Genomic DNA, 13,542 nt, shown 5'->3' on the forward strand with positions numbered 1-13,542 from the left:
GTAGTAATCTTGCTGAAACTTGTATTGATATGAAAAAAATCATCTTATTCTCTGTATTTGCGGGACTTGCCCATGCACAGGCTCCTGCAGGATACTACAATTCTGCCAGCGGATTAAGCGGCGCAGCACTGAAAACTGCATTGAGCAGCATTATTACCAGCGGACATCAGGACAAAGGTTATAGCGGACTGTGGACGGCCTATAAAACTACTGATATTGATAAAGATTACGAAAACGACGGATCTATTCTTGATATATATTCTGAAAAACCTGCAGGTGCCGATCCTTATAAATATACACCCGGAAGCAACCAGTGCGGAACGTATTCTACGGAAGGCAATTGCTACAACAGAGAGCATGTGATCCCTCAAAGCCTGTTCAATCAATCTTCTCCAATGGTTTCAGATATTCATTTTATCAGGGCCACTGACGGAAAGGTCAATGGAATGAGGAGTAATTATCCTTTCGGGAAGGTTGCCAGCGCAACATTTACCTCCAAAAACGGTTCTAAACTTGGATCTTCTGCATCTTCCGGATATTCAGGAACGGTTTTTGAGCCGATCGATGAGTTTAAAGGGGATGTAGCCCGTATGATCTTCTATTTTGTGACCCGTTATCAGAGTAAGCTTTCTTCATTCACTTCAGGAAATATGCTGGGGAGTTCTGCTTTTCCGGGATTACAGACCTGGGAGCTGAATGTTCTTCTGGCCTGGCACAATCAGGATCCGGTTTCTCAGGCTGAGATCAGAAGGAATAATGCGTCTTATACGTATCAGGGAAACAGGAATCCGTTTATTGACAATCCCAATTATGTTAATCTTATCTGGGGTTCCCAGCAGCCTTCAGGTGATACGCAGGCTCCGACAACGGCTACCGGCTTAAATATTTCAGGAAAGACATCCAACAGCATTTCTCTTGCCTGGAATGCGTCTACGGATAATGTAGGAGTAACGGCTTATGATGTGTATATGAACGGAAGCCTTAAAGCAACGGTAAGTACAGCCTCTACAACAGTTTCAGGACTCAGCTCTTCCACAACCTACAGTTTTTATATAGTAGCCAAAGATGCTGCCGGAAATTCTTCATCGAACAGTTCAACTGTTTCAGGGACAACCAATGCAGGAAGTACTACAACTCCGTCTACTGGATGTACGAATGAAAATTTTGAGACGATCCCCGCAACCAGCGCTTCCTATACAACAAGAACCTGGAGCAACGGCGGTATCTCATGGACGGCAACGGATGCAAGGACAGATCAGACGATCAATAATAAAGCGATTACGGTAAGAAACGGTTCTTTAACATCAGGAAGCTCTTCCAATGGTATCGGTTCTTTAACGGTAACTACTCAAATGAAGTTTTCGGGAAGCAACGGAACTTTTGATGTGAAAGTGAACGGAACTACAGTGGGAACGGTTCCATACAGCACCTCAGCAACGACTACAACGATCAGCAATATCAACGTCTCAGGAAATGTAACGGTGAGCCTGGTGAACAATTCATCAACCAACAGAGTGGCTATTGATGACCTTTCGTGGACATGCTATTCTGAATCTTCGGCAAGACAGGCTCAAAGCATTTCTCCGGAAGCAACAAAGAGTTTTAAAATTTCACCAAACCCGGTTACAAATCAGGAAATCTTTGTAAAAGGCGATCTTCAGAGTGTAAAAAAAGCTGAAATCTATACACTTCAGGGTAAGGTTTTACAAACAATTGATCAGCCATTCAGAAATGGTAACTCTATTAAAACCGGAAATCTGGGTCAGGGAATTTATATTCTGAAACTGGATCATGCTACGATGCAGTTTTTGGTAAAATAATATGTATTTCAATATAAAAAGCCGGTCTTCTATTTTTGGAGACCGGCTTTTTTAATTTTTTTTTAAAACTGTTTCTTTTCTTTTGAATATCCATCAACCAGCTGGTACGATAAAGCTAAATAATATAGAAAAGGTATTTTACCTGTCACCTTCTCTCCTTATCCTTAATAATCTTTGACCAATCGGTGAACATTTTAGTAATGGTATTGGAGTTGATCATGCTGAAAATAAACATCCCGACCATTACGGTAAGCCAGCAATAGGCTAATTTTATTCCGTTCTTATCTGTAATAAAATAAAGTACGAATATGGTAAGGGCACCCAATACAAAAGTAAACAGTAAGGTATACATCAATACATGGATGATATACATATTGAACTTAAGCTTCCTGAATATCCAACCGATGACAGCTGCAGGGATAAACAACAGCAACGGAAGAAACATAGCCCCGAATATCACCATTTCAGGATGCTCCGTGATTTCTGTTTCGAGTCCGAAGAAGGTATTAAAACTGAACTCCGTCATAGTGTTTTTCAGCGTTTGTTATTTCCAGTAAGGTCTTGTCTTTATAGCCCAGCATTTTGGCCAGTATTACATTAGGGAATTCATGAATTCCGATGTTATAAAGATTGACACTGTCGTTAAAAAACTCTCTTCTGTCTGCAATTTTGTTTTCCAGCTCGGAGATTCTTTTCTGTAGCTCCAGAAAATTGTTGCTTGATTTCAGTTCGGGATAATTCTCGGAAACGGCAAAGAATGATGACAAGGCTTTTGAAGTTTCATTAGCAAGCTCAGTCCTTTTATCGGCATCGGATGTCCGGTTATAAGAAGTTCTGAGTTCTGTAAGACGGGAAAGCAGGTTTTCTTCATAATTCATAAAGTGCTTCGCTACATTGACCAGGTTCGGAATTTCATCTGCACGCTGCTTCAAAACAACATTAATATTGCCATAAGCTTTATCAACGTTAAATTTCAGCATGACCAGTTTGTTATATAAATTGATCAAAAAACTTATAATCACTACGCCTAAAAGGATGAGTAATATGATGGCAACAGTCTGATTCATTATTGTATGAGTATATAAATGATAATTAAAAGGATTATTGAACAGGTAACCATGAAAGACCTCAGCAGCGGCTGGTATTTATTCCATACGGTGATTCCTGATGATGAAGTCACTCCGAGGATTTTATAATGGTCATCTTTTCTGATGAAAGGCACACCGTTTTTAGCATCTGCGTACCCAACCAGCAGAATTTTTTGTCCGTCTTTTAGCAGGGTTTCGGTGTATCTTTTATTATTGCTGCTGCTTACATTGGTTTCTCCAAGCAAAACAAGCTCTATTCCTTCCGGCTCAATATCAATAGTTCCCGTCTCGTCTTTTATGCTGAAAGGGTTGCATCGGGTTTCCCTGTGAATGGTTCTGTAAGAAAGTTTCCCGTCAGAATCCCTGTCAATATCTTCTATGGTATAATAATATCCGATGCATATTTCATGATCAACCGGTGAAGATAAAGGCTCTTTCATGATCAGGGTTCCTTCAACTTCTACAATCCCTTTTGCCAGCGATTTTATTTTGGAGGTGGGAAGGGATGCCTGCAACCTTAAAAATCTCTTAGCAGAAGTTGGTCTCATCAAAGTAAGAAAAATAAAGACAAAAAAGATCAGGGGAATGATGATGATTGCTTTTTCTGCGTATGCATCATAATTATTGGAAATTTCATAGAGGTATGTATGCAGCGGCATTTTTTCTTTAAAAATAGTCCACAGTATAAAATAAAGAAAACAAAACACGATCGTTCCCAAAATCCCATAGCCTATATATGATTTTTTTCTAATATTCTCCATGCTTTGTTATTGTTTTCCCTGCATTGTGCTTTGGTTTTTCATCCAAAAATACATTTTATTAATGAATGCTGCCTGAATTATTGTTGTTTAAGATAAATTAGAATGACACACGTTATATTAATCAGCACTATGAGACCTGCAATGTATGAAGATATGTTTAGTCTTCTTTTGAAGGTCAACTTTGTACTGTAAGTAGCCAGCAGACTTGCAAAAAATGCTGTGATTCCTGTAAAAACTCCTCCGAAAATAAAGAAAACCCAATTCAGTTCTATGGAATTGGCACTGTCTTTAGATGCGCCGGCGGTAATCTTCAGCCGTTCTCCTATTACCGGAGGCTGATTATCTGTAACGTCTACGGTTTTGATCACCTCCTTTCCTTTCGAATCTGTATACTTCACTTCCGGAAAATAAACCACTTTAGCATCATAAGAGGAATTTTTAAAATTCTGATTTTTTACGGTTTCTTTTTTATACCCTACAACGATAGCTTCGTATTTATTTTCGTTGGCTGCCCTGTAGGCTTTCTCCCAAAAGTAAGTATAGGACAGGACGCCTGCCAGAGAATTGATACCAACAGTCAAAAGACAGATAAAAAGCAGGACAACACCTTTTTCCAGAATGCCTGCATCTCCTTTTTCAGCATTTCTTTGTTTTGAAATTTTTTCAAAAATCCTGTATGCTATATATAATGAGAAAAGAACTACAGCTAAAATGAAGTATCCGAAAACAGTCATATGTTCAAGATATAATCCGGGACGCTATATAATTTCAAATTCATTTTTTCCGGCAGGAATATAAAAAGTGATGTCCAGCATCAGCTCTTCCCTAGTTTTAGGATCTACAAGATATAATGCAGCATCCCCGTTGAGTCTTTTCAGAACAGCGGTTCTGTTGTCTGCATGCAGGAACATTACGGCATCCTGGGGAACGGGCTGTATTTCCATTCCTGAACTGAATTCCTGAAGCAGTTCTTTAAATCTCCCCTCTGATTCTCCTTTTGAAAGGTACATAGATGCTGCCATGTTTTCTTCTCTCCGGGAGATCATCTTTTGATACTCATCATATTTTTTATTCTGAATTGCCTTGATGACCTTTTCATAGGCTGCTTCCAGTTTTTCCCTGCAGTTTTTAAGATCTTTAAGATTGATACCGTCCTGCCATGCCTTAAGCTGATAAGGAACTTCAGCCTTAAAGGTACTGTCGTATCTTATAACGGGTAACTTTTCATTCTCAACGGGTTTTGACTGATAGTCTCCAAACTGGCTGTCAAATACAAAATTATTGGTAACATCAAAAAGTTTGATATTGAATTTCAATCCGGCCTGCTTATCAATTTCGGTCTGTCCGGCAACAGGTAAGATACTGGCGGTAATCTTCTGCTCTCCGCTTTCCAGAATGGCATAGTTGATGGGGATCATCGTGGAAATCTGGTTCGGAATATTCATATGGATGACCGGATAATCATTGATCCTGATCTCCAGCATACATGCTGAGGCACTGAAATCTATTACATAATAAGGCTGCTGCATAGGAATCTTTATCTTTTCTAAAAATGTTTTTTTATTTGATTTAAGGGATTTTATTGAGGTCAGGATATCCTGATCCCTGCAAGAGGTTTACCCATTCACGGTTTTTAAAAACAAACATATTGCATCTGTACTCCTCCGGCTTGTTTTCTATCTTTGTTTCACAATAGTAATACACCAGATCTTTGACTTTCCAGATGGCTACTTCCTGTATGAATTTATTTTGAGTCGGGATGATATTGTTGTCTTTCACTTCAGCATCAAAGCTTTCATGAACAGTTGTGAAAACCGGTTTCTGAAGGTTTTTTTTCAGGTTTTCAAGAAGGGCTTTTGTTTGCGGTTCGGAATAGATATTGAGCTGGTACATTCCCAGTTCTTCATTTTTTTCGTTAGCAATCGGCCCAAATTCTTTCTCTACTTTTCCGTAATGAAAAATAACTTTATTGGTATTGTAGTCATTTTTTCCTTCCAGACTGGCTCCATTGTACTTCATCAGCTTTCCGGAAGCAAAAGCTAATCTTTCGTTACCCATTAAGGTTATATCATCAGCCTGTACAGTATCTTTCACTGCCCATCCTCCGGATTTTAAGATATCATTGATGTTTTCTCCCATGCCGAGTGATGCCAGATCTGAAATTCCGGTCACAGACTGGGTTTCTGTCACAGTATGAGTATCATTCTTTTTTTCCTTCGGGCTGCATGATGCCATTCCCACGCAGATTGCCGGTATCAGGATGTATTTTAACTGTTTCATATTATTTATTGTTCATGACTGGTTATAAAACTTTGTAAAACGGTTTCACGGTCTTTCATATTCCCGTAACGGATACCGCTTTTCACAAAATACAGATTGGTTTCAAATCCTTTTGTTTCTTTCTGACCTGTGATCACCTTATTTCTGATCTTTTCCAGTAAGATATCAAAACCGTCTCTGGTATTCTTCCAGTAATATCCTGAGTAGGGCCATGCATCAGTTGCAACGGATATGACTGTGGGCTGGCCATATTTTTTCTTCAGGCTGGCCATAAGATGATCACTCTCCTGAAAGTTTTTTGTACTGATATAATATCCCTGAAGAATATTATCATTCTGATTATTGACCAGAAAACCGATCTCACTTTTAAGGTATTTTTTTTCCTTTGGATAATCTACCAGAAAATTAATTCCACCGTATTGATACTGATCTACTTTAAAAGTGCTGTAATACGGATAACCGGTAGTCTGCTCCAGGTCAGTTTGCTTTGTTGTATTTTTAACGATCAGCTCATTTGCCGAACCTGTTTTCAGGGCAGACAGATCTGTTTTCGACTGAGCGCTGCAAAAATTAAACAGCATGATTGTATTGATCAATATTACTTTCTTCATATTATCCTTTTTGAATGAATGGAATCTGGGCAGATAATCCTGTAAGTTTTTCCAGTTTTTTAATGACATCAAACTCGGGAATAATCTCATAGGTTTTATCAAAATCCACCAGATCTATTTTTCTGTCGGTTTCCAGAAAACCTTTTTTAATGTATAAGCCCACACTTGCTTTCACGATTACAGTGGCTATCAGACCTTCAAATTTTACCTCGGGTCTGTAATATAAAGTTTTCTGAGTGCTGCTTTTCTGTTCATAGACTAAACGATGACCAAAAGTAGCCGTAGCTTTTCCTGTAGCTTTCAGCTTTCCTTCGGCATAGGCTTCGGCAATGATGATCACAAATTTCGCTTTCACTTCTATTCCTGCATCCAATTCCACACCAATCTGTGTATCCAGCTTTCCGCTTGCTCCTCCTGCATCGGAATTGGTATTGAAATTCAGCTTGGTTTCTCCGGAAATGGTTCCGAAAAGTTTCAGATCGATATACATATTCAGAGTTACAGGATGGTCTTCGTCAGCAAGCCATGCTCTTACTTCGTTCAGTATCCTTTTGGCAGCAATATTGGCAGTTCCTCCGCTCACTACGCCTACTCCGGCCTGGATCAGCATATCGAGAAGATCGATGGTCAGTTCAAGCCCGATGATAGGTTCTGCCTTAAAGTACAGTTCCAGCGAGGTCCCTATCGTCTGCAAAGGTTTTCTGTTCTTCTGCCCTCTTTCCAGCTGCCATTCTGCTCCCATACAGAAGTTGGGAGGTTTCATTTCTATGGTCAGGGGCATTTTGCTGGTAAAGCTGCGTTTTCTGATCTTCCCTTTCGTCTGGTCTGTAACTCCGGTAGAAAATTCTTTCAGTGAGCTGAACACTTTATACATCCATTTTATCTTATCCTCAAATTTTAGGGTAGCATCAAAATGGCCGTTGTATTTGTCTTCTGCGGTTCTGTCCCAGTTGGCTTCCAGAGTAACACCAAAGTCTACCGCTGTATATTGTTTGCTTTTTTCGTTTCCTATTTTTCCTGCTTTACTCTGCATTTCTTTATGTTTTGCAGGAGGCAGGTTCTGCCATTTTACACTAAGCTCATTGCTCAGGTTCATAGAGAAATGGAAATCCCACTTGATATCGGGATAAGCCTTTACCAAAACGGTAACCTTGTTCGTATTACTATAAAACCTGCAGCTATGGGCATGCAGATGAATTTTATTCGGGGTGGTGGCTTCCGGCCAGATGTACTGCAGAGGAACGACAGAAAATCTTGACAAGTCCGAATATATGCCGTAATTGAATGTAGGCGGGGCAAATGTTCTTTCTTTATCTCCTGCATCAATGGCCTGTCCTACATCCAGCAGCTTGATTTCCCTGGTATGCAGATTTTTATTTCTGAAACAGGCTTTGGTATCATAGTCTGTAACGTCAATGGTAATGTTTCTTCTGGTAGAAACAGTAGGGGCTATTGTTTCATAAATAATGGTATTGGCATCATGAGGAAAGTATTCGAAATAAATATCTACCCTTCGGTTATTTTTGTATTCTTTTTCGTCTTTAAATTTGATATTGTCTTTCCCATTCTTATTATCTGTAGGATTGACTTCCCCTTTTCCTAAGGATCTGATTCTTTTTACATCCAGACCTCCGTCTGTAAAAAATTTCTTTACAATATCGGATCTTTTCTGGGATAAAGACTGATTGTATTCCATTTTACCGATCACACAGGCATAGCCGTCTACGGTAATTGTGGAATGCTGATGCTCCAGCAGGAACCGAAGGATATTGTTAAGCTTTTTCTCCCCATCTCCTTCTATAATTGCAGAATTGAATTCATAAAAGATGGTTGCATGGATCGTTTCTTTTCCAGCAATATTCTTTACTCCTTTCCCGTTATCAAAAACCATGACAGGGGTTTTCACCTCACCGTTCTTATCGAATGTGATATCGGTGATCCTGATGGTTTCAAATTTACAGGGCTCATAGCGTGCCAGGTTTTTATCCGGCATATAGACTTTGGTGGGAACTACATTTTGCGGTGGCTTGGGAGCCTTGGCTACCAATTCATTTTTCATTCTTAGAAAACGCCCATGGATATCGTCATTATTATCGTCAACAATGTATTTTCCGGTTCTGGGGTCTTTTACTTTGACATATAATTCTTCAACATTTTTGATGTTTTTGATGGTTCCTTTCCATTGGGATGTATTCTGAACGACAACATTGATCTCGCCATCATTCACTTCTACATTCGTCCAGCTTCTCATCAGAGGGTCATCGCTTGTACCTCCTCCCATTCTGATTCTTCTGTATATTTCTACAATAAGGTCTTTTCTTCCGTTCAGGCCTTCTGTTCCCAAATAAAGATGGATGATATGTCCATAGCTGAAATAAAACGTCTGTCTGACATCTTTACCTCCTTCTGTAGTACTCCATCTGGAATCTACGATCTTCGGAGGGCAGTATCCGAGGATATGAAACCCCACTTTATTGACTGTATCCGGTTTTCCGCTTAAGCTGGCCTCAATATAATAGGCAACAATCCCGCATTCTTTTTTGGTAAATTTATATTCATATACAAAGCCTGCAGGTCTTCTGAGCTGTTCTATGATTCCTTTTCTGCCTGCTTTCTGGCGGATCCAGACGATTTCTTTTTTCTTATCGGCATCAGGAGTCCCCGGAAACCATTCCGAAACATTGAAACGTATAGGCTTACCCGGTTCTACAGATATATATTCACCGTTATTGTATATGATCCTGGCATTGTCTGCTCTTGGAACGATGCCAATTTTTTTAATTCCTTTATTTGCCATACCCTAATTTATTGAAGTGTCTCCGGCTGTATCCTCATTATTTTTTCTTCTTTACGCATTTCTTCAGCATCCACCAGCGGATTGATCTGCTGCTGTACGTCTTTATCAGCATTTTTAAAGTTCTGTGAACTCGCTTCTGCTCTCTGGCCGTGATCAATAATTTCAATGCATGGGGTACCGGCCACTGCACAAACTGCCTTGCTGTCTTCTACAATAATAAACCCGCCGTTGCTGAGCTGTACCTTATCATAAAAGTTCTGCCATTCTGTAACCATAATTTTACAGGGTGGTGGCGGACCTCCCATTTTGGTACAGTTTCCGAAGGTATTCTTTTCAAATGTAGCCCCTCCGATTTCTTTTGTGGTAACGATCAGCTTTTTGGAAGCGGCTTTATCATTGGCGTATTCTTTCTGGTGGGTAAGCACTTTCAGCTTGTCCGGAGCCTGTCCGAACTGGCATCTGCACATCGCTCCCTGTACTACAACATGTTTTTCTGCCATGGTTAAAATTCTTTATTGGAAATAACAGGCCTTGTAAGGTACTCGTTGCCGGATTCCTACACACAGGCCAAAGTTTATGATCAAAAGGAGAATGGAAAGTCTCCTGCTTAATTTTATTTTCATTTTGTTTTGTTTTTTTAAAGGGCAGCCACCACTACCGATATTTTCTTTTCTTCTTCCAGCTTTATACTGCATTCCAGATATATGGATTCAGGAAATGCTGTCTGGCCGTTCAGATAATACCTCAACCTGAATTCACCCTCCCTGTTAATCATCGGGTTATCACTGATCATCATTGAAAAGGGAGCGCCACTTATAAAATCATAAGAAGATCTTTCATCATTCAGGGTTCCGGTTCCATCAATACGGATCAGGCTATGCTCATCTTTCAGCGGATCGATCTCCAGCTTTATTTCGTATTGGGGTTCAACAGGATTTTCCACGACCGGAAAGCTTTCTGTACCTGTAATCTGAAAATCCGGACCAAAAGTCTGATAGATGCCCCAGAATAAAGTTCTGATGAAGTAATCGCTCTTAAGATAAAAACTGATCGTTTCAGGCGCTTCTATAACTTCCTCTATTTTCCGGCAGTATCTGTCTACGGTTTCACCATCAAATTCTTTATAGACTTCTTCTTTTACCGCAGTCCATCTTTTTTTAAAAATATCAATATTTTCTACGGCATTAAACTTCCCTTTCTGATCTACACTGATCTGCAAAGGATATAAAACCTGTGAAGTCCGGTAAGCCAGCATATCAGCAATTTCATTGACCTCTTCTTCGTTCAGATACAGCTTTGAGGTTCTGTCTATTTCAAAATAATGAAGGTTGTTTTCACTTTTCAGCCAGCGGACGGAAGTTTCATATTTAAGCTCATTTTTATGATCTCCTTTTTCAATACTGATGATCACACCATATCCTGAAGACATTTTTCCGGGATTGAAAGCCAGTTTGTTTCCATGCCCGAATTTCACCAGCTTATTCTGATCTTCAACCGCATTCCTTGGAATGAAGATTTCTTTCTGCCCTGTCAGCTCTATAAGAATCATATCTTTTACGCTGCAGAGGTTATTATGAAATAATTTTAAAGCATCAGGCTCCAGTCCGTAAAGGGCTGCAACGGTCTTCAGGGTTTCATTTTTCTGAACGGCATGTTTATTATAAGGCGTCATTTACTGGCCAAAAGTTTTTGCAATGATACTTTTGAAAGCAAGATTCTGATCTCCCTGCTTTAATGAAACGCTCAGAGACTGGTCATTGCTTACATTAATGATCAGTTGTGCAGGTTCTGCCGGCTTCAGCTGATGAAAGTTTTTAAATACTTCTTCCTGTCTGAAATCTGCAGGTCTTGCTTCTCTGGCTGAAGCTTTGGTTGCTTTATAAATTGCATTGTAATAATTCATATTTTCCCCGAAAACAATTCTGGAATTGTATTGTTTACCGTTAAGAGACCAGAAGAATTCGATATTGTAAGGCACTGCTCTTTTCTTATTTCCGTGATCAGCCTTGTATAATGTTTCTGTTTCAGCATTGATTGTTTTCACCGAAATATTTTCAAGTTTACCTCCCGACGGAAGATTGACAAGCATATTCCAGTTGAAACGGTCATCATAGGTCTTCCAAAGGTCTAAAGGAAGGGTTTTGGTAAGGATTTCATTTTTAACTTTCGGGGTGTATACATCATTGTTCAGTCCGTATTCCACTTTTTCCTTACGGTCTGAGTCTTCAAATACAGATTTCCAGTCCGGGAAGGCTTCTTTGGCCGTGAATGTGGCCAGTACTTTTTGGGCATCTTCGCCTTTCATCCACAGAACAACCATTCCACCCAATGTAAACCCTACTTCTATACGGTTATATTTGTGAAAAATACCGTCTTTGCTGTCTTCGTTCTTCTTATTGGCGTATTCCGGGTCGTCTGCCTTTTCGTTAAGATATTCTTTGATCTTCTCTACCGGCAGATTGAATTCTCCTTCATAGAATTTATCTTCCGCATAGGAATAATAGCCTACTTTCATGGTAGCAGGAAGTTTTTTATCCTGTTGTTCATTTTTCACATAGGTAACGCCTCCGTTCCCCCATGGGCCTCTCTGAAAGCCCATTCCATCAATCTGGATCATTTGGTTATCCTTAGAATAAAATACCTGGCGGTAAGTATCTATAGGATAGCTCTCATCACATCCCGAACCAGTTTCGTACATGTACGTATCGTTCATAACATTAGCTTTTTGACAATTATACAGCAAACTACTCAGTGTTGCAGATAATAGAAATATTTGTATTATTTTTTTCATGAATCAGCCGTTTATGATTTCTCTTCTTCCGTCTTTTCTTGGCCCATGTCCCATTTTTCCTGTAGCAGACCAGTGTACATAATAATTGATGAGTTTTTTTTCATTCTCAAAATCGAGATACTTTTTGTAAGAAACTTTATTTCTTTCAAATGCACTCATATTTTTGGTATCATCAATATATTTCTGCAGCTTGCTTTTGACATAGCTGAGCAGATGAGTTCCGTTCTGACCTGCCTTTTGTGGAATCTGAAATTTGAATTCCACGGAAGAAGTATTGAATTCTGATTTTTTCTCTTTGGCCATCTGGCACATAAAGTGTAAGGGAATATAGCTATATCTTTTGTCAATATACCTTTCTCCCTGCAAATAAATATGGTTGACATACTTGTTGGAGTGCGGACCTGTCTTGATCTGCCCTTTTATATACCAACCCTGATCAATGAAGACCTGTTTCTTAGCTTCAGCAATACGATTGTATTCCACAGGATCATTGATAACTCTTGCCGGGGATACGGAAGGGCTGTGATCCTGTTTAAAAACTTCGCTCTCATAGCATCCCCCAACATCTGCATGAGCACCGGGAATAATAAATTCTTTTCCTTTTTCTCCTGCACTGGTAATATCGGTAAGACTGAAATTGGTTCTCCATTCATGGCCAGCCCCGAACTGCACAACATTCTTTACAGCACTGTTCTTGATAGCATCCAGCCCAAGATCTTCCACATCATCGCCGAAGTCTGCACCGTATGAAGATACCGTATCATACAGCCCTACGAATCTTATCTGAAATTTATTGATCTGAATATTGTAATTTTCCAGTCTCTGTCCCAATACTCCTCTTGCCGGAGTTTTTCCGTTTCTTGATTTTGTAACTTCATGCACAAAATGACGGGCAGCGGCAGCACCTCTGCTGAAACCGAAGACATCCAGAATAAGATTGACTGTTTTTTTCCTGGTGGCAAAACTTTTAATTTTATCTGCTACAAGTCTGCAGCCTATTTTCACTTTGGCTGGAACTCCGGTGCTTCCCGTACCTGTAATATATCCTTGCGTATCGTCTGTTCTCGATCCGTTTTCTGTTCCTATACCTTCTACATAGATAGAGTTCTGGCTGTTGTTATCATAGAAATGGTACATTCTGGCCACATTGGAAAAGTCGTTCTCATAGCTATCAGCATCAATCTGAATGATAGGATAAGCATCCGCAGCTTCTTTATCATAAGGCTGTTTTGCTTTTTTCTTCTGGTATTCTTTTCGCAGGTAGCTATTCCTTTCGTTATTCAGGGTACCGTCAAAAAAGACGCCTATGATCACTTCCTGTATCCCGTCATCTTCTTCTTCGGAAGGTGTATAATTTCCAAAAACTATATTTGACATATATTTTAATAGATCTT

The 13,542-nt window shown here is 39.6% G+C and carries 13 protein-coding genes; 1 reads left to right on the plus strand and 12 read right to left on the minus strand.

All coding sequences use genetic code 11. The features are described from left to right. The first annotated feature begins 29 nt into the window (after positions 1 to 29). Positions 30 to 1,820, plus strand: coding sequence for an endonuclease (locus ACTJJF_RS20890; RefSeq protein ID WP_440700895.1), 1,791 nt, complete (start codon positions 30 to 32; stop codon positions 1,818 to 1,820). Between the two features lie 145 nt (positions 1,821 to 1,965). Here the strand turns inward: ACTJJF_RS20890 and ACTJJF_RS20895 are convergent, their stop codons facing one another. From ACTJJF_RS20895 to ACTJJF_RS20950, 12 genes are all read right to left on the minus strand, one after another. Further along, on the minus strand, positions 1,966 to 2,346 hold the full coding sequence (locus ACTJJF_RS20895; protein ID WP_440700896.1) for a hypothetical protein: 381 nt from the start codon (positions 2,344 to 2,346) through the stop codon (positions 1,966 to 1,968). Beyond that, on the minus strand, positions 2,327 to 2,887 hold the full coding sequence (locus ACTJJF_RS20900) for a LemA family protein (protein ID WP_440700897.1): 561 nt from the start codon (positions 2,885 to 2,887) through the stop codon (positions 2,327 to 2,329). Before ACTJJF_RS20900 ends, ACTJJF_RS20895 begins: the two co-directional genes overlap by 20 nt. After that, positions 2,887 to 3,567: a hypothetical protein gene (locus ACTJJF_RS20905; RefSeq protein ID WP_440700898.1), complete on the minus strand. Its 681-nt coding sequence runs from the start codon at positions 3,565 to 3,567 to the stop codon at positions 2,887 to 2,889. The genes ACTJJF_RS20900 and ACTJJF_RS20905 overlap by 1 nt, the downstream gene beginning before the upstream one ends. A 179-nt stretch (positions 3,568 to 3,746) precedes the next feature. Further along, a complete protein-coding gene (locus ACTJJF_RS20910; RefSeq protein WP_440700899.1) occupies positions 3,747 to 4,403 on the minus strand; it encodes a hypothetical protein in 657 nt (218 codons plus the stop codon). Positions 4,404 to 4,427: 24 nt separating this feature from the next. Continuing rightward, the gene (locus ACTJJF_RS20915; RefSeq protein WP_440700900.1) at positions 4,428 to 5,198 is read right to left on the minus strand and encodes a hypothetical protein; all 771 of its coding nucleotides are present in this window, start codon (positions 5,196 to 5,198) and stop codon (positions 4,428 to 4,430) included. 40 nt (positions 5,199 to 5,238) lie between these two features. Next, on the minus strand, positions 5,239 to 5,949 hold the full coding sequence (locus tag ACTJJF_RS20920) for a hypothetical protein (RefSeq protein ID WP_440700901.1): 711 nt from the start codon (positions 5,947 to 5,949) through the stop codon (positions 5,239 to 5,241). Positions 5,950 to 5,954: 5 nt separating this feature from the next. Then, positions 5,955 to 6,560 carry a hypothetical protein gene (locus tag ACTJJF_RS20925; RefSeq protein WP_440700902.1) on the minus strand — a complete coding sequence of 202 codons (606 nt, stop codon included), beginning with the start codon at positions 6,558 to 6,560 and terminating at the stop codon, positions 5,955 to 5,957. 1 nt (position 6,561) lies between these two features. Then, entirely contained in the window at positions 6,562 to 9,357 is a 2,796-nt protein-coding gene (locus ACTJJF_RS20930; RefSeq protein ID WP_440700903.1) for an OmpA family protein, read from the minus strand. Between the two features lie 8 nt (positions 9,358 to 9,365). Beyond that, positions 9,366 to 9,857 carry a DUF4280 domain-containing protein gene (locus ACTJJF_RS20935; RefSeq protein WP_440700904.1) on the minus strand — a complete coding sequence of 164 codons (492 nt, stop codon included), beginning with the start codon at positions 9,855 to 9,857 and terminating at the stop codon, positions 9,366 to 9,368. Positions 9,858 to 9,994: 137 nt separating this feature from the next. After that, positions 9,995 to 11,029 (minus strand): hypothetical protein, encoded by a 1,035-nt coding sequence (locus ACTJJF_RS20940; RefSeq protein WP_440700905.1) that lies wholly within the window; start codon positions 11,027 to 11,029, stop codon positions 9,995 to 9,997. Beyond that, positions 11,030 to 12,070, minus strand: a complete 1,041-nt coding sequence (locus ACTJJF_RS20945; protein WP_440700906.1) for a DUF2931 family protein — start codon at positions 12,068 to 12,070, stop codon at positions 11,030 to 11,032. A gap of 81 nt (positions 12,071 to 12,151) precedes the next feature. Then, a complete protein-coding gene (locus ACTJJF_RS20950) occupies positions 12,152 to 13,525 on the minus strand; it encodes a phospholipase effector Tle1 domain-containing protein (RefSeq protein WP_440700907.1) in 1,374 nt (457 codons plus the stop codon). Positions 13,526 to 13,542: the final 17 nt, after the last annotated feature.

Source organism: Chryseobacterium sp. 22458 (assembly GCF_052044975.1).
Lineage (GTDB): Bacteria > Bacteroidota > Bacteroidia > Flavobacteriales > Weeksellaceae > Chryseobacterium.